The following is a 23,051-nucleotide window of genomic DNA, read 5'->3' as shown; positions in this document are numbered from 1 at the left end:
GTCAGACCACCTGCTCTTCGACGAGGCCGATCCGCTCCAGCGTGCGGGCCGGCATGAACCGCAGCAGCGACACCGTGACCGCCGGGACGAGCAGCGTGATGCCGCCCAGCCAGGTCACCGAGAGGTGGCCGTTGGCGATGGCGCCGAACCAGGAGTGGATCGCGATGAGCGCCACCGCCGGGTACGCGCAGCGGTGCAGCCACAGCCAGCGCCGGTAGGAGGTGAAGCGCTGCAGGCCCGCGGTGACGAAGATGGCCACCATCACCTCGAAGCCGACGATGCCCGCGATGTGCCGGGCCTCCTGGCCGGAGCTGAACGGGATGAACATGTAGGAGAAGCTGTACGGGGCGATCGTCAGGTAGGTGAAGCCGAGGGCGTGCACCGCGCCGAAGATCAGCGTCGCGGTCGCGAGCACCATGTGCGTGCTGCGCAGGCCCTTCCGGCCGGTGACCGACCGGATCCACCCCGTCGCGGTGAGCACGCCCCAGGTGAGCGTCAGCATCGTCGCGGCGTAGGACGTCCGGGCGGCGAACGCGGCGAGGCCGCGGGCCGCCGGGTCGGTCTTCGGCTGGAACTGCTGGGTGAGGAAGAGCGTCGCGTCGTGCCAGGTCTCAACCATGGCTGCCCCCCGGTCTGACGGTGGCCGGCCGGCGCGTGGCGCGGCCGCGGTTGCCCTTGATCTGGCGCAGTACGTAGAACAGGCCGCCGCCGACCAGCAGGAACAGCGCGCCCACCACGGCGATCTGGGACGTGTCGAGGCCGAGCGCGGCACCGGCCGGCGCCGCGGTGGTGGAGACGACCGGCGTGGGCAGCGCGTCGAAGTCGACGACTCCGGTGCTTTCGAGCATGGTCATGTGCCGCATGACGGCCTGGTTGCCGACCGTGGCGAACGCCCGCACGTCGTCGTTGCGGGTGCCGGCGCGCAGCTGCGCGAGGATGGCGAACACCTGGCCGTGCGCCGCGCGCAGCCGGTTGGCGAAGACGCGGTCGAAGGCCGGGCCGGGGGCCGCGTTCATCTCTTCGAGCAGCCAGCCGCGCTGCTCGTCGGAGGGCTGGTCGGGGACCGGCGAGTTGAGCTTCTGCGACAGCGCGCGCGTCGCGACGTCGAGCCGGCCGTGGTCCATCATGATCGCGAAGCCGACCGCCTGGACCTTCGGGCTGCCCTTCTCCATCGCCATCATGCCCGAGGGCATCTCCCAGAGCCCGGCTTGGCGGACCTTGGTCAGCAGCACGGCGTCTTCGGGGGAGACGGCGGTGGTCTGGGCGATCGAGGCCGGGGACACCGCCGCGAGCAGCGTCAGCACCGCGACCAGCACGAACAGGATCCGGACCAGCGGGCGGGAGCGCTCGAGCGGGGACGGTGGGGTGAGCTCCAGCCCCGCGAGCTCAGAGGCCGAAAGCATTTTCCCTCCACTGGTCCTGGGTCAGGGTGATCTTCTTGCCGTCCGGCGCGATGGGGTACCAGGCCTGGTCGGCGCCCTGGCCGGAGGTGTCGGCCGGTTCGCTGTCGCCGGTGAAGTGGTACAGCGGCCAGCCCGCCAGGGTGACCTGCTGGGTGCCGTCGTCGCGGGTGATCTGGCCGAGCAGCGACCGGTCGACGTCGATCGGCGCGGGACCGCCGGCCTTGACCGGGATCCACTTCGCGGCGCAGGCGTCGGTGCAGTTCGAGCGGGACGGGTCGGTCGTGTCGCGGTCGTAGCGGTAGATCGTGTACCCGGTGCCGTCGACGAGCATGAGCCCGAGGTCGAACGTCTTCGCGGCCCTGAGCTGGCTCTTCGCCGGATCGTTCGGGTTGGCGGTGATCGGCTGCGGCATCGCGAGGGTCATCGGGGCCTGCATCCCGGGCATCTGCATACCGGCGCCGGCGTACCCGCCACCGGTGGTGGCCGCGCCGGCGGTACAGGCGGTGAGCAGGGCGAGTGCGGTGAGGCACACGGCGGCGGGGACCACCGTTCGGGGAATGCGTATCACTGCTCCTCCGTGGGCATGACTACGCGCAGTTGCCTGGGGTGAGGCGGAAATGCGCGCGAAGGATCCACAGTGGACATTCGGTCCGGAGTGGATGCGGAGCGTTGCGGGGGACAACGCCTTGTCGGGGTCTTCGGTAGGGGATACGGACACGGTCCGGAAACGGTTCAAAAAAGTTTCGGGACCGTTTGGTACTGGACGTAGGCCCTTCGGAGCACCAGGATGTCCCGCGTGGGACGGCACACTCGAGCGCTGAGACCCGTTCAAGATCAGGAAGTCGTTGTCGAGCCCAACGACGCCCATGACGATCTGGCGAAGGCGCTGTACCAGGAGTTCGGCGGGTCCCTCATGGCGTTCGCGCTGCGGCTGACCGGCCACGACCGGCAGTGGGCCGAAGACGTCGTGCAGGAGACCCTGATCAAGGCGTGGCGGAACGCGGACAAGCTCGACCGCCAGCCGGAGATGCTGCGCGCGTGGCTGTTCACGGTCGCCCGGCGCATCGTGATCGACGGCTGGCGCAGCCGGAGTGTGCGGCCCCAGGAGCTCGAAGAGATCGAATCCGACGCGATCGCGGTGTCCGACGAATCGGACCGGACGCTCGCCGCGATGATCGTTTACGAGGCGCTGCAGGGCCTTTCGCCCGAGCAGCGGGAGGCCATCCAGCAGACCTACCTGCGCGATCGCACCGTGAACGAGGTCGCGGCGACGCTCGGCGTGCCTCCGGGCACGATCAAGTCCCGCATCCACCACGCCGTCCGCGCGCTGCGCCGCGCGTTGCGTGAGCGGGGGTGAACCGAGGGTGGCCGGGTCCGCACACACCGATGTAGCCGCGTACGTGCTCGGCGTCCTCAGCGAGGCCGAGAACACCCAGTTCGAAGCCCACCTCATGAACTGCCCGCACTGCCAGCTCGACCTGATCGAGCTCTACCAGCTGCCGGACGTGCTCGACCTCGTGAAGCGCAGCTGGCCGGAGCCCCCGATGCCCGCGCCGAGCCCGCGCACCCTCGCCCCCGGGCCCCGGGTGCTGCGCGGCCTGATGGAAGAGGCCGCGGTGAAGCGGCGCCGCCGCAAGCGCCTCGGCCTGCTCGCCGGCGCCGCGGCCGCCGCCCTCGTCGTGGCCGGCCCGCTGGTGACCCTCGCGGTCCGGCCGGCCGACGCCGTCCCGCCCGCCTCCCTCGCTGCTCCGAGCAGCAAGCAGGCACCGCCGGCGACGAGCGTCCTGGCGACGTCCGTCCCGCCGCCGTCTTCGGGCACGCCGAGCCAGCCCGGCGGCGGGCAGACCTACGGCCGCGGCAGCGGCGGGTCCGCCGTCAGCGCGGTCGTCTCGGTGTCCTCCGTGGAGTGGGGCAGCCGCGTCGACCTCGAGCTGCGCGGCATCGTCGGGCCGATGAAGTGCCAGCTGGTCGCGGTCTCGACGACCGGTGACGACCGCGTGGTGTCCGGCTGGTCGGTGCCGCCCAAGGGGTTCGGCATCCCGGGCTCGCCGGAGCCGTTGCGGCTGCAGGGATCGGTGTCCCTGGCCGTGGACCAGATCGGCCGCTTCGAAGTCCGTGGCGACGACGGCACGGTCCTCGTCGTCGTGCAGCGCTGAGCGTTCTGCCGCAGCTTTCTCATGAGTGTCAGGGCGGTTCGCGACCGTCTTTTGCGGCGGCCTGGTTGAACCGTTTTCCGGGGCAGAACCGTGTGACCTGCATGAACCGGATCCGGTTGCGTTCCGCCAGATAACGAACAGATAACGGGCCGGTCGCTTTTGAACCTCGCCGCGCTCGCGTCCGTATCCCCCAATGCATCCCCCGATGCGTCCCGACAAGCCGGAACCGCAGCATCCCCCGAGGGTTCCGTGCGATCTCGACCTCAACCAACGGTAGTTCTTGCCCGGGCCGCCGCGCTGTTCGGCGTGCCCGGAAAAACGAACGAGGTGAACTAGTCTATGGCCCGGAACCATTCTCGGTCCCCCGTGACGGGCAAGCATCGCGTGGCCCGTCGTACCAAGATCGCGATGGGCGCGATCGGCCTGGCGATCGCCGTCGGCGCACTCGCCGTCGCGGTCACCACGGGCCGCACGGGCGAGGCCAGCGCGGACCCCGCGGACCCGTCGTTCTTCATCGACATCACCAAGGTTCCCGCGGGCAACAACGTCAACGCGGCCTTGAAGAAGAAGGGCGCGCAGGGTTCCTTCACCGTCGACTGTGGAACGAACGCGGACGGCGCGCACCACAACCCGGACAACTTCATCGCGCAGCCCGGGATCAAGAACGGCGCCCAGCACCTGCACGACTACGTCGGCAACGTGACCACGGACGCCGACTCCAGCCTCAAGAGCCTCCTGGCCGGCGGCACCACCTGCAAGAACGGTGACCAGTCGGCCTACTTCTGGCCCGTCATCCGCATCGACCGCGCGGACAACGCGGCCGCGGCGAGCAAGAACCAGCAGGCCCAGCAGGCTCAGCAGGGCAAGACCGGCGACGTCCAGCAGGACCAGAGCGCCAAGGACGCGCAGGCCGCGCAGGACGCCGGTCAGGGCCAGGACCAGAACGCGCAGAACCAGGACCAGAACGCACAGGACCAGAACGCGCAGGACCAGAACGGCCAGCAGCAGCGGCGCCGGAACACCGGGGGCGGCGCGGGCCGCGGCGGTGACCAGAACGCGCAGCAGCAGGACCAGCAGAACCAGCAGCAGGGCCAGAACCGCCGCCGGGGCGGCCAGAACGGCGGCCAGAACAACGGCGGCCAGAACAACAACAACGGCGGCAACCAGAACCAGAGCAGCAGCGCGGCGGCCGGCGGCGAGCTCGGCGGCGCGCAGGGTGCGAACGAAGAAGTCGGCGACAACGACGGCCAGATCGTCGAGCCGGAGTCCGCGACGCTGAAGTTCATCGGCGGTGGCGCGCAGAACGTCACCGCGATGCCGCTCGGGCTGAAGATCCTCTACGGTGACGCCAAGCAGAGCACCAACGGCCCGGCCAACGCCCGGCCCAGCTGGACCTGCACCGGGTTCGAGGACCGGCTGACCGACCTGTACCCGATCTGCCCGCAGGGCAGCAAGGTTGAGCGCATCCACGCCTTCCCGAACTGCTGGGACGGCAAGAACACCGACAGCGCCAACCACCGCACGCACATCGTGTTCGCGAACCAGCAGGGCAAGTGCCCGCAGGGCTTCAAGAACGTGCCGCAGCTTCAGGTGACGCTGGTCTACAACATCCCGCAGGACGTCCAGCAAAAGGGTCAGTACAAAGTGGACGCCTTCGCCCAGGAGAAGCACAACCCGCGGTCCGACCACGACGACTTCGCGAACGTGATGAGCCGGAAGATCATGGGCCGCGTGGTCAACTGCATCAACTCCGGCAAGGCCTGCGCGGAATAACGCCTTTCGCCCCGGTCACTCCACACCAGGAGGGAGAACGTCCGATGAACCGTGCTCGTCCGATCGCCGCCGCGGTGCCCGCCGTCGCCGGTCTCGCGCTGGTCGCGGCCTGCGGGACCAACCCGTACGCCGCGCCCGGTGCGGTCCAGCCGCTGGGTGCTCGGCAGGAGCTTTCGGCGAGCACGGTTCCGGCGTCCTCCGGGGCCGGCCAGGACCGGCTGGTGACGTCCACAGTGGAGGGTCTCGGCGCCGTCCTCGCCGACGCGGCCGGCCACACGCTCTACCGCTACGCCGACGACTCCGCGAACCCCTCGAAGACGTCCTGTGTGGACGCCTGCGCGGAGGCGTGGCCGCCGCTGATCTCCGGCTCGCCGGCGCTCGCCGCCGGGGTGGACCAGCGGCTCGTCGGCCTCGTCACCCGGCCCGACGGGAGCAAGCAGGTGACCGTTGCCGGCTGGCCGGTCTACCGGTACGCCAAGGACACCGGCTCCGGCGTCGCGCTCGGCCAGAACGTCGGCGCGAAGTGGGCGGCCATCACACCGGCGGGGGAGAAGGCGGGGCAGAGCGCGGACTCCGCCAAGACCATCGGCACCGCCGAGATCGGCGGCCTCGGCCCGGTGCTCACCGACCGCGCCGGCCGGACTCTCTACCTGTTCACCAAGGATGGCAAGGGTTCCGGAACGTCCACTTGCGACGGCGCCTGCGCCAAGACGTGGCCGCCGCTGCTCGTCGACGGCCGGATCACCGTCGCCCAGGACGTCGACACCGCCCTGATCGGACAGCTCACCCGCGCGGACGGCCGCAAGCAGGTCACCGTCGGCGGCTGGCCGGTCTACACCTACGCCGAGGACGACGCGCCCGGCGAGGCGAACGGCCACGGCGTCGGGAACACCTGGTACGCCGTGGAACCCAACGGCTGCAAGGTCGACCCGTCACGCCGGCCCGGCAACGCCGTCGCGACGGCTTCGGCACCCGGCGGGTACTGACCCGCCCCACGAACCCCGGCCCGGCGGACACTTCCCTCCACCTCACCCCCCGAGTCCGCCGGGCCGGTTGCACCACCCGAAGAACCGCGGGACCCCCGTCCCGCGCCCCGAGCCCCGGCCCGGTGGACGTTTTCCCTCCACCTCACCCCCCAGTCCCCGGGCCGGGAGTCCTCACCCCACACCGATCCGGCGAAGCCGGGTCAGCGAAGGAGGAGACAGGCGGGAACCCCTTCCCGCCCCGCGAGTTCCGGCCGGTGGACGTTCTTCCCTCCACCTCACCCCCCCGAAGTCCACCGCGCCGGAACTCCTCCCTCCAGACACACGTGATGCCCCTCCAGACACGCGAGATGCCTCTCCGATCACGCGTGATGCCCCTCAGATCACGCGAGAAGCCCGCCCGGGCGAGCAAGGTCCGACCCCCAACAGTCGAGAGCCGGCCTCTGACCCTGCGAGCCCGCCGCCGAACACACGGATCCGCTTCGGATAACGCGGAGCCACCCGTGGTCACGCGAGTCCCACCGCCGATCACGTGGATCCGCTCGAGATCGCCGGATCACACAGCGCCACCGCGGTCACGCGAGATCCGCCCCGAACCTTCCCGGCCCGGCGGCCGCCCCTCGGTCACCGGGCCGGCCGCTCCTCCCCGAAGACCCCGGTCCGGTGGATGCTTCCCTCCACCTCACCCCCCTCATCCCCCGGACCGGCCACGCCGCGGTCCCCGTGCTCCGGCACGGGGACCGCGGCCCAGAAGTCCAGCGGTACGCGGCCCGTGCCGCGCCCGGCCGCGTCGAGCAGGCGGCCCATCAGCTTGACGCTCCGCAGCGTCACCGCGCGGCCGGTGATCTCCAGCCACGGCAGCTTCGCCGCCAGCAGCGCCTCCACCGCCACCGTGTCGTGCTGCGAAGGCAGCCACAGCACCAGCATCAGGTTCGCCGCCCCGGTCAGCGCCGCGCACATGCGGACCTCCGGCAGCATCGCCAGCGACCGCGCGGTCGTCTCCAGCTTGTCGGGCGGCACGCGCAGCCAGAGCGTCACGGTCACCGGCGCGGGCGACACCGACCGCGCGATCTCGCACCGGACGCGGATCGCGCCGCGGGCCAGCAGCGCGTCCAGCCGGCGCCGGACGGTCGTCGCGCCGACGCCGAGCTCGAGCGCCAACGCCGCCGCCGACGCCCGCGCGTCGGCCCCGAGGGCCAGGATCAGCGCCCGGTCCGCGTCGTCGAACCGCAGCGGCGCCCGGTTCTTCGCCGGCTTCACCGAAAGCGCCTCGCGCTGGCCCGGCGAGATCGCCCGGACCCGCCACCGGCTGCCCTCGGTGAACATCCGGGGCGAAAGGACCGTTCGCGCGCGCGTCATGCCGGGCACGGCAGCGACCCGGTCCAGGACGTGCGCGCCCAGCTCGCGCAGGGTCGGCGCGACGACGTGGGCGAGCAGGTCGCACGGCCCGGCCACGTACTCGACCGTCACCACGTGCGGGTCCGCGGCCAGCTCCTCCGCGACGCCCAAAGCCGAGCCCGGCTCGCAGTCGATCTCGACGAACGCCAGGGCCAGCTGCCCGGTCAGCTCGCCGCCGACGTACGCGGTCAGCCAGGCGTCCCCGCGCGCGACGAGCGTGTCCCACCGCCGGGCGGCGGTCACCGCGCTCAACCCGAGCGCGCGGCCGAGCGTCGACCACGACGCCCGCGGCGCCGCTTGCAGCGCGTCGACCAGTTTGAGGTCCTGCTCGGCCAACATGGTGGATTCTTCGCCCATCGGCCCTCGCAACGGTGGTTTCCGAACCTTTTCCCGGCCATTGTGCTCGACACTTGCATGATCTGCGGATGACCCTGCGATCCGACGCCGCCGCCCTGCTCGACGACCTGGTCGCCCTCCGCCGCGACCTGCACCGCATCCCGGAGATCGGCCTCCACCTGCCGCGCACCCAGGAGCGGGTCCTCGCGGCACTGGACGGCCTCGACCTCGAAGTCAGCCTCGGCAAGAACCTCTCGTCGATCACCGCCGTCCTGCGCGGCGGCAAGCCGGGCGGCACCGTGCTGCTGCGCGGCGACATGGACGCGCTCCCGGTGACCGAGGCGACCGGCGAGGAGTTCAGCTCGACGATCGACGGTGCCATGCACGCCTGCGGCCACGACCTGCACACCGCGGGGCTGGTCGGCGCGGCCCGGCTGCTCGCCGCGCGCAAGGACGAGCTGCCCGGGGACGTCGTCTTCATGTTCCAGCCCGGCGAAGAAGGCTGCGACGGCGCGGGCCGCATGATCGAAGAGGGCGTGCTGACGGCGTCCGGCAAGCACGTCGACGCCGCCTACGGCCTGCACGTTTCCGCTTCGAGCTACGCGAAGGGCCAGTTCGTCGCGCGACCCGGGACGCTGATGGCGGCGTCGGGCGCGCTGGCCGTGCGGGTGCTGGGGGCGGGCGGCCACGGCTCGTCGCCGCACGACGCGCGCGACCCGATCCCGGCCGCCTGCGAGATGGTCACCGCGCTGCAGACGATGGTGACGCGCACCTTCGACGTCTTCGACCCGGTCGTCGTCACCGTCGGCATGTTCCACGCCGGCACGCGGCGCAACATCATCCCGGACGACGCGGCGTTCGAGGCGACGCTCCGCTCGTTCTCCCCGGCGGTCGCGGCCCGCGTCGGCGAGCGCGCGGTGCAGGTGTGCCAGGGCATCGCGGCCGCGCACGGCCTCGACGTCGAGGTCACCTACGAACCCGAGTACCCGGCGACGGTCAACGACGCCGGCGCGTACGAGTTCGTCGCCGACACGATCCGTGAGGTCTTCGGCGAGGAGCGGTTCACCGAGATGGCCGATCCGATCACCGGCTCGGAGGACTTTTCCCGGGTCCTCGAACGGGTTCCTGGCGCGTACCTCTTCCTCGGCGCGTGCCCGGCGGACCCGGACACCGCGGCCGACAACCACTCGCCGCGCGCCCGCTTCGACGACGGCGTGCTCGCCGACGGCGCGGCGCTGCTGGCCGAGCTCGCCGTCCGCCGCCTCGGGATCCTGGCGGGGTGACGCCGTGCGCAGCTACCACTGGCCGCCGCTGCTCCCCGTGCTCGCGCTGGTCCTGATGCCGTTCCTGCCGTTCGTCAACACGACCGGGCTGTGGCTCGGGCTGCCGCGGATGGTCGTCTGGGGTGCCTTCTGGTGCCTCATGTTCACCCCGGCGCTGCTGCTGTCCGAACGGCTCATGCGCGGGCAGGAGGACGACTCGTGATCCTCACCTTCACCCTCGCCGGCATCGTGCTGATCGGCGTCCTCGGCTTCCTCGGCCGGCGCAAGCCCGTCGCCGACCTGGCGGAGTGGACCGTCGGCGGCCGCCGCTTCGGCGCGCTGACCATGTGGTTCCTGCAGGCGGGGGAGGTGTTCACCACCTTCACCTTCCTCGGCATGGCGGGCCTCGCGTTCTCCGGCGGCGTCGCGGCGATGTACGCGCTGCCGTACGTGCCGATCGCCTACGTCGTGCTGTTCTTCCTCGCCAAGCGCCTCTGGACGATGGGCAAGGAGCGCGGCTACCTCACCCAGGGCGACTTCCTCGAGGACCGCTACTCCAGCCGGGCGCTCGGGACGTTGTCCGCGGTGCTCGGCGTCGTGTTCGTGCTGCCGTACCTGCAGCTGCAGATCACCGGGCTCGGGCTGATCGTCCGGCTCGTCACCGGCGACTCGGCGTCCGGGACGCTGAGCATGATCACCGGCAGCGTGCTCGTGGTCGCGTTCGTGCTGTGGGCCGGGCTGCGCGGCGTCGCGGCGACGTCCTACTTCAAGGACGGGATCATGCTGGTCGCGCTGGTGGTGCTGATCATCGCCGTGCCGACGCACTTCGCCGGCGGCATCGGGGGTGTGTTCCACAAGATCGAGCAGCTGCACCCGGAGAAGCTGATCGTCCACAGTGGAGCGAACGACCACGTCTGGTTCGTGACGAGCATGCTGGTCAGCGCGATCGGCGTCGGCCTGATGACGCTGCCGCACTCGTGGCCGGCGCTGATGTCCGCGCGCGACCCGAAGGTGCTGCGGCGCAACTACACCTGGATGCCGGTGTACGAGCTGTGCCTGCTGCTGCCGATGCTGATCGGCTTCGCGGCGATCATCGTGGTCCCCAAGGGAAGTGACCCGAACGGCGTATTGCTGACGCTGTCGAAGGACGCTTTGCCGCAGTGGGTGACGGGCGTCGTCGTGGTCGCCGCGACGGCCACCGCGATGGTCCCGGCGGCCGGGATCCTGATCGGCATCTCGTCACTGGTGGCGCGCAACATAGTCCGCGTCCGCAGTGGCCGCAAGCAGTTCTGGATCAACCACGGCACGGTTGTGCTCGCGAGTACCCTTGCCCTCGTGCTCGGCATCTTCCGGCCGGACCTGCTGGCCAACCTGCTGCTGCTCACCTATTCGGGCTCGGTCCAGCTGGCCCCGGCGAACCTGCTGGGCTTCCTGCGGCGCGTCCCGGTGGGCAAGGGCCCGGTGTTCGCCGGGCTGATCGCCGGCGAGCTCGTGGTCATCTGGCTGACCTTTGTGGACACCCACCTCGTCGGCACGGTCAACGTGGGACTGGTCGGGCTCGGCGTCAACGTCGTCGTGCTCGCGCTGGCCGCTTTGCTGCACCGGCGCACTTCTCTCGTGGAGGCGGCGTGACGCGCACGGTTTTCACCGGCGGCTCGGTGTTCGACGGCACCGGCTCGGAGCCGGCGGCGGCCGACGTCGTCGTCGAGCACGGCCGGATCGTCGACGTCGGCACCGGCCTGGACGGCGACGAGGGCGTCGACTGCGCCGGCACGGTGCTGCTGCCCGGGTTGTTCGACTGCCACGTGCACGTCACGGTGTCCGACATCGGGCTGCTGGCGCGCGTGCAGAAGCCGTTCTCCTACCAGTTCTACGAAGCCGCGCGGAACCTGTGGGCGACGCTCGGGCTGGGCATCACGACGGTGCGCGACGCGTCGGGCGCGGACCTCGGCATCAAGCAGGCGGTGGACGACGGGCTGATCCCGGGGCCGCGGTTGCAGATCTCGATCGGGCTGATCAGCCAGACCGGCGGCCACGGCGACGCATGGAACCCGTCCGGCCTGTGCGTGCCGCTGCTGGTGCCGCACCCGGGCCGCCCGGACGCGACGGTCGACGGGCCGGACGAGATGCGCCGGGTGGCGAGGACGCTGCTGCGCGCGGGCGCGGACGTCCTGAAGGTGTGCACGACCGGGGGAGTGCTGTCGCCGCGCGACGACCCGCGGCACTCGCAGTTCACGCCGGAGGAGCTGGAGGTCCTGGTCACCGAGGCGGCGATGCAGGGGCGTCCGGTGATGGCGCACGCGCAGGGCTCGGCGGGCGTCAAGAACGCGGTCCGGGCGGGTGTCCGTTCGATCGAGCACGGCATCTACCTCGACGACGAGGCGATCGAGCTGATGCTGGGCCACGGGACGTGGCTGGTCCCGACGCTGATCGCCCCGGTGAACGTGGTGCGGGCGGCCGATGCCGGGGTGGATCTGCCTTCTGCGGTCGTCGCGAAGGCGCGGGAAGTGGTGGAGGTGCACCGGGACTCGGTGCGCCGCGCGTACGCGGCGGGGGTCCGGATCGCGATGGGCACGGACAGCGGCGTCGGCCCGCACGGGACGAACCTGGAGGAGCTGGCCCTGATGGCGGCGTGCGGCATGACCCAGGCCGACGTCCTGGAGGCGACGACGTCCTCGGCGGCGCGGCTGATGGGCCTGGACGGCGAGCTGGGCCGCATCGAGCCCGGGTTGCGGGCGGACCTCGTCGTGGTGGACGGGGACCCGTACGACTTCCCGGCCTTGGCGTCGAACATCCGGGAGGTGTGGAAGGACGGGGTCCGGGTGGTCTGACACCGTGCCGCGCGCGCGTGATCAGGAGGTCGACACGTGTGATCGGGGGGTCGACACGCGTGATCGGGGGGTCGACACGGTCAGAGGTCGGGGTTCAGCAGGTCTTTCAGAGCGGCCGCGAACTTGGCCGGGTTTCGTTGCGGGGCCAGGTGTGCGCCCGGCATCTCGGTGAACGGCAAGCCCAGCTCCAGGGCCAGGATCTTCGCCGGCTGGTAGTGGTAGCGGCCGCGGCTGCCCTCGCCCGCCACCGGGAAGATCTCCGTGTTCGCCCTGCGCAGCGCGCGCAGGTCCGGGAGGTAGTCGAAGAACTCCGTCAGCTCGCGGTCGAACAGGCGGATCCAGTCGGCTTCGTGCGGCAGCCGGAGGTTCGGCAGGTCGGGCAGGGCCGCGCCCGCGATCGCGTCGGCGAAGCGCGTCACCGCCGTCATCAGCTCGCCCGACCGGGCCAGCCGCACCTGCTCGGCGGCGGCTTCGAGCCAGCCGCCCGCGTCCGGCATCAGGTGCACCGCCGGGGGTTCGTGCGCGACGAGCGTGCGCACCCGGTCCGGGTACCGGGCGACGAGGTCGAGGCCGATCAGCGCGCCCGCGCTCGAGCCGAACACCAGGGCGGGGCCGTCGGTGGCGTGCTCGAGGACCGCCCGCGCGTCGTCCGCCTGGCGGGCGACCGTCACCGGGCCCGTGGTCGTGTCCGTGCTGCCGAAGTGGCCGCGGCGGTCGTACGTGACGACCGTGTAGCCGTCGTACAACTGCTTCGCCAGGGCGCGGTAGGAGTCACCCGACCCGGTGCCGCCCGCGATGAGCAGCAGCGCCGGCCCTTCGCCGCCGCGGCGGACGAGGAGCTCACCGTCCTCCACCGGGCAACGGCTTTCCGAGATCATGCCCCGAAGTCAAGCACAGCGGCCCGGAGCGGACGTGCGCGGGCGTCGCGGAACGCTGTCCGCACAAGGCTTTCAGACGCGCTCGATGATCGACGCCGTGGCGAGGGCGCCGCCCGCGCACATCGTCACCAGGGCCGTCGCGGCGTCGCGGCGTTCCAGCTCGTGCAACGCCGTCGTCAGCAGCCGGGCTCCGGTGCTGCCCACCGGGTGGCCCAGCGCGATCGCGCCGCCGTTGACGTTCACCCGCGATTCGTCCGGCGAAAGCGTCCGCTGCCAGGACAAAGCGACCGAAGCGAAGGCCTCGTTCACCTCGAACAGGTCCGGGTCGCCGATCGTCATGCCGGCCCGGGTGAGGACGCGCTCGGTCGCGCGGATCGGGCCGTCGAGGTGGTAGTACGGCTCCGCGCCGACCAGCGCCTGTGCCACGATCCGGGCCCGGGGACGCAGGCCGAGCGCCGCGGCCCGCTCGGCGTCCATCAGCAGCAGGGCCGCCGCGCCGTCGGAGATCTGGGACGACGTTCCCGCCGTGTGGATGCCGTCCTCGACCACCGGCTTCAGCCGTGCCAGGCCTTCGACCGTCGTCTCGCGGAGGCCCTGGTCGCGGCCGACCAGGCGGGTCTCGCCGGTCGGCGAGCCGTCTTCGGCGAGGACCGGGGCCTTCACCGGCACCACTTCGCGGTCGAAATGTCCCGCTTCCCACGCGGCCGCGGCCTTCTGCTGCGACCGGGCGCCGAACGCGTCGACGTCCGCGCGCGTCAGGCCCCGCCGGGCGGCGATCCGCTCGGCCGCGCCGTACTGGTTGGGCAGGTCGATCGACCACGACGACGGCCGCGGCGAGCCGGCGCCGCGGTTCGTCCCCAGCGGCACCCGGGTCATCGCCTCGACCCCGCACGCGACGCCGACCTCGATCGCGTCCGCCGCGATCAGGCCGGCGATCAGGTGGGTCGCCTGCTGCGCCGAGCCGCACTGGGCGTCGATCGTCGTCGCCCCGGCCGTCTCCGGGAGGCCCGCGTGCAGCCACGCCGTGCGCGTGACGTTGTTGGACTGCTCGCCCGCCTGCGTGACGCAGCCGCCGATCAGCTGCTCGACCAGCTCGGGGTCGACGCCGGCGCGGTCGAGCAGGGCGACCTGCGCGGCACCCAGCAGTTCGGCCGCGTGCAGGCCGGCGAGCAGCCCGCCCCGCTTGCCGATCGGGGTCCGCACGGCTTCGACGATGACCGGCACGCCCATGTCGTCCCTTTCGTCGGGAAGTACTGTCCAGTGACCCAAAAACTAGAACAAGTTATCGTTTGAAGCAAGCGACCGCAGGATCGACACGATCTTGATCTTCCGCGAGTGAGCGCTCGCTCACCTGGCCTCATCGGTCAAGTTAACGGGTTTCACTAAACGGTCTTCCGCAAGTTAACACCGTATGCTCTAATCGGGGTTAGAACGTGTTTCAAAGGCGAACCGTGGGAGGCAACGTGGCCGCTCCGCTCATCCCCGCCGGGTTCGACTTCACGGACCCGGACCTCTACGCCCAACGCCTGCCGGTCGACGAGTTCGCCGAGCTCCGGCGGACGGCCCCCGTGTGGTGGAACCCCCAGAAGCACAACACCGCGGGGTTCCGCGACGACGGCTACTGGGTCGTCTCGCGCCACGCGGACGTCAAGGAGGTGTCGCGCGACAGCACGCTGTACTCGTCCAGCGAGAAGACCGCCATCATCCGCTTCGACGAGAGCATGACCGAGGACAACCTCAACGCGAACCGGCTCGTCCTGCTCAACATGGACGCCCCGCAGCACACGAAGCTGCGGCGGATCGTGTCGAAGGGCTTCACCCCGCGGTCGATCGCGCGGCTCGAGGACACCCTGCGCGACCGCGCGGAGCGGATCGTCCACGAGGCCCGCAAGAAGGGTTCCGGCGACTTCGTCACCGACGTCGCCTGCGAGCTGCCGCTGCAGGCGATCGCCGAGCTGATCGGCATCCCGCAGGAGGACCGGCTCAAGATCTTCGACTGGTCCAACCAGATGGTCGCCTACGACGACCCGGAGTACGAAGTCGAGCCCCTCGAGGCGTCGACGCAGCTCATCGGCTACGCCTGGAACATGGCCGAAGACCGGCGCAAGTGCCCGATGGACGACATCGTCACGAAGCTGATCCAGGCCGACGTCGACGGCGAAGCGCTCGGCTCCGACGAGTTCGGCTTCTTCGTCATCCTCCTCGCCGTCGCCGGCAACGAGACCACGCGCAACGCCATCACCCACGGCATGAAGGCGTTCCTCGACCACCCGGGCGAGTGGGAGCTCTACAAGGACCAGCGGCCCAAGACCGCGCCCGACGAGATCGTCCGCTGGGCCACCCCGGTCGTCGCCTTCCAGCGCACCGCCACCCGCGACACCGAACTGGGCGGCGCGCACATCCGCAAGGGCGACCGGGTCGGGATGTTCTACAGCTCCGCCAACTTCGACCACGAGGTGTTCGAGGACCCGGAGAAGTTCGACATCCTCCGCGAGGACAACCCGCACGTCGGCTTCGGCGGCACCGGTTCGCACTACTGCATCGGCGCGAACCTGGCCCGCCTGGAGATCGACCTGATCTTCAACGCGATCGCCGACGTGATGCCCGGCATCACCGAAGCCGCGTCGCCGGTGCGGCTGCGGTCCAGCTGGCTCAACGGCATCAAGCACTACCCGGTGCGGTACGCCTGAGGAAGTCCAGGACGCGCCGCTCCGTGAGCCCGGCGGCCGCCTCGTCGAAGTCGGGGCCGGCCGGGTCGGTGAAGAAGTGGCCGGTGCCCGGGTAGGTGAAGACCCGGGCATCGGCGCCCAGCCGGGCCGCGGCTTCGCGCCACGCCGCGACCTGCGCCGGAGGCGCGATCGGGTCGGGGTCCGCGACGTGCACCTCGACCGGCAGGCCCGCGCGGGCCGTGGCGGGCAGCGCGCCCACGGCGTGCAGCAGCAGGACGCCCGCGGTGCTCGGACGCCCGGGCAGCACCTCCTGGACCACGCCCGTCCCCATCGACACGCCGGCGAGCACGGTCTCCACGGGCAGCTCGCGCACGGCTTCTTCGGCGCGCCGCACGATCGTGGCCCAGCCGACGCGGTCCTTCAGCGCGAAGCCTTCTTCCAGCGTCGACGCCGTCCGGCCGGCGTAGAGGTCCGGGGCCGTGACGCGGTGCCCGGCGGCCCGCAGCCGGCCGGCGAGACCGTGTTCGACGGGCCGCAGCCCGAGCACGGAGTGGAACACCACGACGTCGGTCATCCGGCGATTCTGCCCGAGGGTGACATCATGAGGCGATGGCCCCGCGAGCGACCGTCGACGTCGAGTTCTCCGTGCACGTCACCGAACCCGGGCGTGCCGCGATTTCCGTCGCCGCGGCCCACGCCGACACCGAAGAGCTGACGGTTTCCTGGCACGGCGAGAGCGAGCCCGTCGAGTTCGAGCACGGGACGCGCGCCGAGGTCTTCCGGCTGCCGAAGGGCGAACACCGCGTCACCTACCACGCCGAACGCGCGCTGACCGACGCCGAACCCGAGCCCGTCACGCTCGCCGAGGCCGCCGTGTTCACCCGGCCGAGCCGGTACTGCCCGGCCGACCGGATCGCCGGCCTGGTGCCACCGCAGCTGTTCAAGCTGAAGGACACCAAGGCGCGGGTGGAGGCGATCGTCCGGCACGTCCACGAGCGACTGTCCTATGTGGTCGGTGCGAGCCGGCCGGCCGACGACGCGATCGACACCCTGCTGGCCGGGGAGGGCGTCTGCCGCGACTTCGCGCACGTCTGCATCACGTTGTGCCGGTTCCTCGACATCCCCGCGCGCTACGTCGGCGTCTACGCGCCCGGACTGTCCCCGATGGACTTCCACGCCGTCTTCGAGGCCGGCGTCGACGGCCACTGGTACGTCTTCGACGCGACGCGCCTGGCGCCGCGCCAGACGATGCTCCGCATCTCCACCGGCCGCGACGCCGCGGACACCGCGTTCCTCGCCACCCTGGGCTGCGAGCTCGACTTCCTGGGCAGCACGGTGTTCGCGACGACGGACGCCGCCCTTCCGGCGGACGACGGCACCGGGCTCGTCGTCCTCGGCTGAGGGCCGACCGCGTGTTGCCTGCGCGAAGTGGCCTCCGGCTGGGTAAACAGAGTCCGTGAAGAGTTCCCCCAAGGCCCCGGGCCCCTGGGCCCGGGCGCGCGCCCGGTACCGGTGGCTGGACCACATCGCCCGCGCCGCCGACCGCTACATCGAGGCCGGCGGCTACCACTACATCGCCTCCATCACCTACTTCAGCCTGCTCTCGCTGGTGCCGCTGCTGATGGTCGCGTCGTCGGTCGCGGGGTTCGTGCTGGCCAGCCAGCCGCACCTGCTCGACACGCTCGTGCACGCGATCGTGTCCACGCTGCCCGGCGGGCTCGGCGGCAAGGCCACCGACCTGCTCACCGGGTTCGTCAAGCAGCGCACGAGTGTCGGGGCGTTCGGGCTGGTCATCGGCCTCTACTCGGGCTGGAACTGGATGAACGCGCTGCGGGACTCGCTGACGGCGATGTGGGGCCAGAACCGCTCCGACCAGCCCCTGCTGCGGCTCATCGCCGTCGACCTGCTCGCCTTGGTCGGGCTCACGGCGGCGCTGCTGGTGTCCTTCACGCTCACCATCTCCGGCACCGCGCTCGGCAGCTACCTGCTGCGGCTCGCGGGCCTCGACGACACGAGCTGGGGGCACCAGCTCGTCTCGGCGTCGTCGGTGCCGCTGTCGCTGGCCGCCGACTGGCTGGTGTTCCTGTGGGTGCTGACGCGGCTGCCGCGGCAGAAGGTGGGCGTGCGCAGCGCGGTGCGCGGCGCGATCGCCCTGGCCGTCGGGTTCGAGGTGCTCAAGCTCGCCGGTGGCTTCTACCTGCGGCTGATCGGCGACTCGCCGACCGGCATCGCGTTCGGCTCGGTCATCGGCCTGATCTTCTTCATCTCGCTGGTGGCGCGGCTGCTCGTCTACGTCACGGCGTGGACGGCAACGGGCTCGGACGCGCCGCCGAGGCCGGTCCAGCCACCGGCGCCGGTCGTGCTCAAGCCCGTGGTCGTCGTGGACCCGCCGGTCGCGGTGCCGGCCACGGTCGGCGTCCTGACCGGCGTGCTGGGGACGCTGCTCGCGCTCAAGTGGCGACGTTCGCGAGACTGACTGTGCTGTCCGTTCCCCCTCCGGCGGCAGTCACGGCGGAAAGGGGCGGCTTGCGCTGATCGCTTGCGGCTCGTGTCCGCCTGCTTCCGGCCGGCTGGGGAACAGCCGGTCCAGCTGGTGGTCGATGAGGGCGATCGCCGCCTCCGGCGTGCGCTGGCCCAGGATGATGCTCGTCTGCAGGCCGTCGACGCTCGAGAGCAGCAGCTCGGCCTCCGGCATCAGCTCGAGGTCGTGGGGGACTTCGCCGCGTTCGCGGCCCCAGGCCAGCAGGTCCGCGGTCAGGCGTTCCAGCTCCGGCGGCGCGGCCTTGAACGCCGACGCCAGCCCGGCGTCCGAAAGGGACCGGACGAAGTAGGCCAGGTGCACGAGGTAGCGCGTGCGGCGCTCGTCGTCCACCGGCAGCATCCCGACGAGCATCGCGCGCAGGATCTCCCGCGGGGTCGCCTCCTCCTCCGGGCCGAGGCCCGCGCGGATGCTCTCCCCGGCGTCGGCGTTGAGGATCTCGAGCGCGCCGAGCAGCAGGTCGTCACGCGTGCCGAAGTAGTACTGGACGAGCCGCAGCGACACACCCGCCTCGGCCGCGACCTTGCGCAGCGAGACGTCTTCCAGCCCGCGCGCGCTCGCGATCCGCCAGACCGCTTCGGCGATCTGGCGGCGGCGCTGCTCGTGGTCGGCGAGTCTCGGCATGGTGGGTCGAGCGTATCAACGCGGCTTGTGCGCGCCGACCACCCACATCGAGAAGTACTGGGACCCGCCGCCGTAGGCGTGCCCGACCGCGATCCGCGCGCCGTCGACCTGGTAGTCCCCGGCGCGGCCCATGACCTGCTTCGCCGCTTCGGAGAAGCGGAGCATGCCGGACGCGCCGATCGGGTTGGACGAGAGCACCCCGCCGGACGGGTTGACCGGCAGCTGCCCGCCGATCGCCGTCTCACCGGCTTCGGTGACCTTCCAGCCTTCGCCTTCGGGCGCGAAGCCCAGGTTCTCCAGCCACATCGGCTCGAACCACGAGAACGGCACGTAGATCTCGGCGACGTCCACTTCGGACAACGGGTCCTTGATCCCGGCCTCGGCCCACAGCGCGGCCGCGGCGTCGCGCCCGGCCTGCGGGTTGACCTGGTCGCGGCCCGCGAACGTGGTCGGCTCGGTGCGCATGGCCGTCGCGTGGATCCAGGCGGCGCCGCCCTCGACGGCGTCCCCGGCGGCCTCGTCGCCGAGCACCATCGCGCACGCGCCGTCGGACGACGGGCACGTCTCGTCGTAGCGGATCGGGTCCCACAGCATCTGCGACTTCTGCACCGACTCGACGGTGATGTCGGCCTGCTGCAGGTGCGCGAACGGGTTCAGGGCGCCGTTGCGGCGGTCCTTCGCCGCGACGATCGCGCCGACGTGCTCGGGCGCGCCCGAGCGGCGGATGTAGGAGCGCACGTGCGGCGCGAAGTAGCCGCCGGCGCCCGCGCCGACCGGCATCTGGAACGGCGGCAGGATCGACAGGCCCCACATCGCGTTCGACTCGGACTGCTTTTCGTAGGCCACGGTGAGCACGCGGCGGTGCACGCCGGACTGGATCAACGACGCGGCGACCAGCGCCGTCGAGCCGCCGACCGAACCGGCGGTGTGCACGCGCAGCAACGGCTTCCCGTTCGCGCCCAAGGAGTCGGCGAGGAACAGCTCGGGCATCATCACGCCCTCGAACAGGTCCGGCGCCTTGCCGAGCACGACGGCGTCGATGTCGGCCCAGCCGACCTGGGCGTCGGCCATCGCGCGGTCGATCGCCTCGCGCAGCAGGCCCGGCATCGAGACGTCCTGCCGCTTGGCGCGGTGGTGCGTCTGGCCGGTGCCGAGCACGGCGGTGAGCTGCTTGGTCATCGGGCCTCCAGCACGGTCACCAGGTTCTGTTGCAGGGCCGGGCCGCTCGTCGCGTGCGCCACGGCCTTGCGGGATTCGCCGCTGTGGATCCGGGCCGCCGCTTCGCCGATGCGGGCGAGACCGGCGGAGAACATCGGGTTCGCGGCCAGCGCGCCGCCCGACGGGTTGATCTTGACGTCGTCGTCGAGCTTCAGGGCCGTGCGCAGGATCAGCTCCTGGTGCGTGAACGGCGCGTGCAGCTCGGCGAGGTCGGCGCCGTCGAGGTCGAGGGACCGCGCGGCGATCTCGGTGGACGGGCTGCGGGTCAGGTCGCGGGCGCCGAGTACGGGGGAGTCGACGCGGTGCTCGATGCCGCCGATCACCGCCGGGTGGTCCACGATGTCCTTCGCGCGTTCCACAGTGGACAGGACGATGACCGCGGCGCCGTCGGTGATCGGCGCGATGTCGTGCCGGCGCAGTGGGTCCGCGTAGTACGGCGCGTCGAGGAGTTCGGCGACGTCCTGGCCGGTGCCGCGCGCGGCCACCTCGGCCAGGTCCTTTTCGGACCAGAGCCCGGCTTCGAGCCCCATGCGTGCCTGGATCCCGGCGATCGACACCGAGTCGGGCCACAACGGCGTGACGACGTACGGGTCGAGCTGCAGGGCGAGCACCCGCCGCAGCTGGCCGGCGCTGGACTTGCCGAAGCCGTAGACGAGCGCGGTCTCGACCTCGCCCATCTTGATCTTCAGCCAGGCCTCGTAGAGCGCCCAGGCGGCGTCCATCTCGACGTGCGACTCGTGGATCGGCGGGAACGCGCCGATCGCGTCGACGGCGGCGATGAAGGAGAACGCGCGCCCGGCGAGGTAGTCCGACGAGCCGGAGCACCAGAAGCCGATGTCCTGTTTGGACAGACCGGTCTTTTCGAAGACCTCGGCGAAGATCGGGACGAGCATCTCCACGCCGTTGGTGGTGCCCTCGGTCTCCCGGACGTTGGGCGCCTTGGCGAAGCCCGCGATGGCGACGTCTGGCATCAGGACCTCACAGGTGGTGGGCGAAGGTTTCGTAGGCCGCGTCCGGCTCGCCGGTCGGCTCGAAGTGGCTGATGTTCTCCAGCGACGTCCACCACTCGTCGCGGGGTTTCCAGGCGGCGCGCACGCGCATGCCCATCTTGACGTCCTGGGCGTCGCAGCCGAGGACGAGGTGGAGGAAGGCGATGTCGGCGCCGTCGAGCAGGATGTACGCGGCCACGTACGGCGGCTTGAGGCGCTGGCCGAGGAACGGGACGTTGACGATGCAGAACGTCGTCACGATCCCGGTGTCGGGGAGTTCGACCTCGTCGGTCGTGGGAACGCCGTCGGTCGGGCACGCGCCGCGCGGCGGGATGTAGACCTTCTCGCACTTCGGGCACCGCTGGCCGATGAGCTTGCCTTCGGCGAGCCCGCGCAGGTAGCGGCTCTCCTCGGGGGAGGCGGAGTGCATGTACTTCAGGTGCACGGGCGTGATGACGACGCTGACCGGAGCACCCTCTTCGCGCTCGGCGACCGGGGGAGCGGGCTCGGTCGGCGTGGTGTCCCCGGCGTCGGCGGGGAGGAAGTAGGCGATGTCGCGGATGTGCCCGACGGCCTCGTCGGCCCACTTGACGCGGACCCGCTGTCCACTGTGGATCTTGTCGGGACGGCCGGCGTCGACGGCGTGCAGCATGGCGGTGTCGGCGCCGTCGAGCTTGACCAGCGCCCAGGCGAAGGGCCGGTTCAACGGCTGGCCGTCGAGCGGCTCCGGGCACCACGACCACGAGACGACCGTGCCCTCTTCGGCCACCGGCACGAACTCGCTGAGCTGTTCGGCGGTCACGGGGTCGTACTCGACCGGCGGGACGTGCACCCGCCCGTCACTGCCGCGGATGCCTTCGATGCGGTGCTCCCGCAGCGCGTTCACGAACCGTCCCAGAACGGGCCCGGTGGAGCGCGTGTAGTCGAAGCCGACGTTGAGCGGTGCCGCCAGTGGTGTCTCGGTCACGCCCTTGAGTGAAACATGTTCTCGTTCTGGCGGCAAGATCCAGCCACGGCCCCCTGAAACACGTTCTAAACTTGATCGTGCGCAAAGAGGCATCACGCGTGATTGGGCGGGCATCACGCGTGATTGGCGGGGCATCGCCCTGATGCCCCTCCAGTCACACGTGATGCCCCTCCAGTCACGCGTGATGCCTCTCGGATCACGCGTGATGCCGGTCAGCGGCCGCGGAACTCCGGCTTGCGCTTCTCGCTGAACGCGCGGGGGCCTTCCTTCGCGTCTTCCGAGGCGAAGACTTCGATGCCGTACTGCGAGTCCAGCTTGAAGGCTTCCTCCTCGTGGAGGCCTTCGGTGTCGCGGATCGTGCGGAGGATGGCGCGGACCGCGACCGGGCCGTTCGCGTTCACCAGCTCGGCCAGTTCGAGCGCGCGGGAGAGGGCCTGGCCGTCCGGGACGACGTGGCCGATCAGGCCGATGGCCAGGGCTTCGCCGGCCGAGAGGTGACGGCCGGTGAGCAGGATGTCCGCCGCGATCGTGTACGGGATCTGACGCGGCAGCCGTACGGCCGAACCGCCCATCGGGAACAATCCCCACCGGGCCTCCGACACGCCGAAGCGGGCCGACGTGCCCGCCACCCGGATGTCCGTGCCCTGCAGGATCTCCGTCCCGCCCGCGATCGCCGGGCCCTCGACCGCCGCGATCAACGGCTTCGTCAGGCGACGTCCCTTCAGCAGTCCCGGGATGTGCGAAGGGTCGAACTTCCCGGCGTCGAAGGCCGCCGACGGCGAGTTCCGCGACATCGACTTCAGGTCCGCGCCCGCGCAGAACGCGCCGCCGGCCCCGGTGAGGACGCAGCTGCGGATCGAGTCGTCCGAGTCCACCCGATCCCACGCCGAGACCATGATCGACATCATTTCGCCGGTGATCGCGTTGCGGGCCTCGGGCCGGTTCATCGTGACGACGAGGGTCTGCCCCTCCTGCGAAACCAGCGCGTGCGGTTCACCCACGTCAGTCCTCCTGAAGCAGCAGTG

The 23,051-nt window shown here is 71.2% G+C and carries 23 protein-coding genes; 11 read left to right on the top strand and 12 right to left on the bottom strand.

Annotated elements, in window-relative coordinates; all coding sequences use genetic code 11:
• Position 1: 1 nt before the first annotated feature.
• From ACYVLJ_RS14155 to ACYVLJ_RS14145, 3 genes are read right to left on the bottom strand one after another with little or no spacing between them, the layout of a single operon-like run.
• Positions 2 to 619 carry a ferric reductase-like transmembrane domain-containing protein gene (locus ACYVLJ_RS14155; RefSeq protein ID WP_451973573.1) on the bottom strand — a complete coding sequence of 206 codons (618 nt, stop codon included), beginning with the start codon at positions 617 to 619 and terminating at the stop codon, positions 2 to 4.
• Positions 612 to 1,403, bottom strand: coding sequence for a DUF4142 domain-containing protein (locus ACYVLJ_RS14150; protein WP_451973571.1), 792 nt, complete (start codon positions 1,401 to 1,403; stop codon positions 612 to 614). The genes ACYVLJ_RS14155 and ACYVLJ_RS14150 overlap by 8 nt, the downstream gene beginning before the upstream one ends.
• On the bottom strand, positions 1,387 to 1,950 hold the full coding sequence (locus ACYVLJ_RS14145) for a hypothetical protein (RefSeq protein WP_451973569.1): 564 nt from the start codon (positions 1,948 to 1,950) through the stop codon (positions 1,387 to 1,389). The genes ACYVLJ_RS14150 and ACYVLJ_RS14145 overlap by 17 nt, the downstream gene beginning before the upstream one ends.
• A 249-nt stretch (positions 1,951 to 2,199) precedes the next feature.
• On the opposite strand from ACYVLJ_RS14145, the gene ACYVLJ_RS14140 reads away from it, so the two are divergent.
• From ACYVLJ_RS14140 to ACYVLJ_RS14125, 4 genes are all read left to right on the top strand, one after another.
• The gene (locus ACYVLJ_RS14140) at positions 2,200 to 2,760 is read left to right on the top strand and encodes a sigma-70 family RNA polymerase sigma factor (protein WP_451973567.1); all 561 of its coding nucleotides are present in this window, start codon (positions 2,200 to 2,202) and stop codon (positions 2,758 to 2,760) included.
• Positions 2,761 to 2,767: 7 nt separating this feature from the next.
• On the top strand, positions 2,768 to 3,559 hold the full coding sequence (locus tag ACYVLJ_RS14135; RefSeq protein WP_451973565.1) for a zf-HC2 domain-containing protein: 792 nt from the start codon (positions 2,768 to 2,770) through the stop codon (positions 3,557 to 3,559).
• Positions 3,560 to 3,898: 339 nt separating this feature from the next.
• On the top strand, positions 3,899 to 5,332 hold the full coding sequence (locus ACYVLJ_RS14130) for a DUF1996 domain-containing protein (RefSeq protein WP_460438930.1): 1,434 nt from the start codon (positions 3,899 to 3,901) through the stop codon (positions 5,330 to 5,332).
• A 44-nt stretch (positions 5,333 to 5,376) separates the two neighbouring features.
• Positions 5,377 to 6,318: an SCO0930 family lipoprotein gene (locus ACYVLJ_RS14125; RefSeq protein WP_460438929.1), complete on the top strand. Its 942-nt coding sequence runs from the start codon at positions 5,377 to 5,379 to the stop codon at positions 6,316 to 6,318.
• Between the two features lie 621 nt (positions 6,319 to 6,939).
• Here the strand turns inward: ACYVLJ_RS14125 and ACYVLJ_RS14120 are convergent.
• A complete protein-coding gene (locus ACYVLJ_RS14120) occupies positions 6,940 to 8,052 on the bottom strand; it encodes an Lrp/AsnC family transcriptional regulator (protein WP_460438928.1) in 1,113 nt (370 codons plus the stop codon).
• An 86-nt stretch (positions 8,053 to 8,138) separates the two neighbouring features.
• On the opposite strand from ACYVLJ_RS14120, the gene ACYVLJ_RS14115 reads away from it, so the two are divergent.
• From ACYVLJ_RS14115 to ACYVLJ_RS14100, 4 genes are read left to right on the top strand one after another with little or no spacing between them, the layout of a single operon-like run.
• Positions 8,139 to 9,332 carry a M20 metallopeptidase family protein gene (locus ACYVLJ_RS14115; RefSeq protein ID WP_460438927.1) on the top strand — a complete coding sequence of 398 codons (1,194 nt, stop codon included), beginning with the start codon at positions 8,139 to 8,141 and terminating at the stop codon, positions 9,330 to 9,332.
• 4 nt (positions 9,333 to 9,336) lie between these two features.
• Positions 9,337 to 9,534, top strand: a complete 198-nt coding sequence (locus tag ACYVLJ_RS14110) for a hypothetical protein (protein WP_451973555.1) — start codon at positions 9,337 to 9,339, stop codon at positions 9,532 to 9,534.
• Entirely contained in the window at positions 9,531 to 10,943 is a 1,413-nt protein-coding gene (locus ACYVLJ_RS14105) for a sodium:solute symporter family protein (protein WP_460438926.1), read from the top strand. Before ACYVLJ_RS14110 ends, ACYVLJ_RS14105 begins: the two co-directional genes overlap by 4 nt.
• Positions 10,940 to 12,142, top strand: coding sequence for a metal-dependent hydrolase family protein (locus ACYVLJ_RS14100; protein WP_460438925.1), 1,203 nt, complete (start codon positions 10,940 to 10,942; stop codon positions 12,140 to 12,142). The genes ACYVLJ_RS14105 and ACYVLJ_RS14100 overlap by 4 nt, the downstream gene beginning before the upstream one ends.
• Positions 12,143 to 12,222: 80 nt before the next feature.
• Here the strand turns inward: ACYVLJ_RS14100 and ACYVLJ_RS14095 are convergent, their stop codons facing one another.
• Positions 12,223 to 13,020: an alpha/beta fold hydrolase gene (locus ACYVLJ_RS14095; protein ID WP_460438924.1), complete on the bottom strand. Its 798-nt coding sequence runs from the start codon at positions 13,018 to 13,020 to the stop codon at positions 12,223 to 12,225.
• 72 nt (positions 13,021 to 13,092) lie between these two features.
• Positions 13,093 to 14,250 carry a steroid 3-ketoacyl-CoA thiolase gene (locus tag ACYVLJ_RS14090; protein ID WP_451973547.1) on the bottom strand — a complete coding sequence of 386 codons (1,158 nt, stop codon included), beginning with the start codon at positions 14,248 to 14,250 and terminating at the stop codon, positions 13,093 to 13,095.
• Between the two features lie 233 nt (positions 14,251 to 14,483).
• Here ACYVLJ_RS14090 and ACYVLJ_RS14085 point away from each other — a divergent pair, with 233 nt between their 5' ends.
• Positions 14,484 to 15,710, top strand: coding sequence for a cytochrome P450 (locus tag ACYVLJ_RS14085; RefSeq protein WP_451973545.1), 1,227 nt, complete (start codon positions 14,484 to 14,486; stop codon positions 15,708 to 15,710).
• Here ACYVLJ_RS14085 and ACYVLJ_RS14080 read toward each other — a convergent pair.
• Positions 15,682 to 16,263, bottom strand: a complete 582-nt coding sequence (locus ACYVLJ_RS14080) for a dienelactone hydrolase family protein (protein WP_460438923.1) — start codon at positions 16,261 to 16,263, stop codon at positions 15,682 to 15,684. The genes ACYVLJ_RS14085 and ACYVLJ_RS14080 overlap by 29 nt on opposite strands.
• A 35-nt stretch (positions 16,264 to 16,298) precedes the next feature.
• On the opposite strand from ACYVLJ_RS14080, the gene ACYVLJ_RS14075 reads away from it, so the two are divergent.
• Together ACYVLJ_RS14075 and ACYVLJ_RS14070 are read left to right on the top strand one after the other, a co-directional pair.
• Positions 16,299 to 17,090 carry a transglutaminase-like domain-containing protein gene (locus ACYVLJ_RS14075; protein ID WP_460438922.1) on the top strand — a complete coding sequence of 264 codons (792 nt, stop codon included), beginning with the start codon at positions 16,299 to 16,301 and terminating at the stop codon, positions 17,088 to 17,090.
• Positions 17,091 to 17,145: 55 nt separating this feature from the next.
• Positions 17,146 to 18,165, top strand: a complete 1,020-nt coding sequence (locus ACYVLJ_RS14070) for a YhjD/YihY/BrkB family envelope integrity protein (RefSeq protein ID WP_451973539.1) — start codon at positions 17,146 to 17,148, stop codon at positions 18,163 to 18,165.
• A gap of 30 nt (positions 18,166 to 18,195) precedes the next feature.
• Here ACYVLJ_RS14070 and ACYVLJ_RS14065 read toward each other — a convergent pair whose 3' ends face one another.
• The 5 genes from ACYVLJ_RS14065 to ACYVLJ_RS14045 all read right to left on the bottom strand — a co-directional run bounded on the left by ACYVLJ_RS14065 (position 18,196) and on the right by ACYVLJ_RS14045 (position 23,027).
• On the bottom strand, positions 18,196 to 18,852 hold the full coding sequence (locus ACYVLJ_RS14065) for a TetR/AcrR family transcriptional regulator (protein ID WP_460438921.1): 657 nt from the start codon (positions 18,850 to 18,852) through the stop codon (positions 18,196 to 18,198).
• Between the two features lie 15 nt (positions 18,853 to 18,867).
• The gene (locus tag ACYVLJ_RS14060; RefSeq protein ID WP_460438920.1) at positions 18,868 to 20,031 is read right to left on the bottom strand and encodes a thiolase domain-containing protein; all 1,164 of its coding nucleotides are present in this window, start codon (positions 20,029 to 20,031) and stop codon (positions 18,868 to 18,870) included.
• Positions 20,028 to 21,041 carry a thiolase domain-containing protein gene (locus ACYVLJ_RS14055; RefSeq protein ID WP_451973533.1) on the bottom strand — a complete coding sequence of 338 codons (1,014 nt, stop codon included), beginning with the start codon at positions 21,039 to 21,041 and terminating at the stop codon, positions 20,028 to 20,030. The genes ACYVLJ_RS14060 and ACYVLJ_RS14055 overlap by 4 nt, the downstream gene beginning before the upstream one ends.
• A gap of 7 nt (positions 21,042 to 21,048) precedes the next feature.
• Positions 21,049 to 22,026, bottom strand: a complete 978-nt coding sequence (locus ACYVLJ_RS14050) for a Zn-ribbon domain-containing OB-fold protein (protein ID WP_460438919.1) — start codon at positions 22,024 to 22,026, stop codon at positions 21,049 to 21,051.
• A 212-nt stretch (positions 22,027 to 22,238) separates the two neighbouring features.
• Positions 22,239 to 23,027 (bottom strand): crotonase/enoyl-CoA hydratase family protein, encoded by a 789-nt coding sequence (locus ACYVLJ_RS14045; RefSeq protein ID WP_460438918.1) that lies wholly within the window; start codon positions 23,025 to 23,027, stop codon positions 22,239 to 22,241.
• Positions 23,028 to 23,051: the final 24 nt, after the last annotated feature.

The sequence above is a fragment of the Amycolatopsis stemonae genome, from assembly GCF_054781455.1.
The sequence above is the reverse complement of the archived record's forward strand: the minus strand, read 5'-3'. Positions and strand labels throughout refer to the sequence as shown.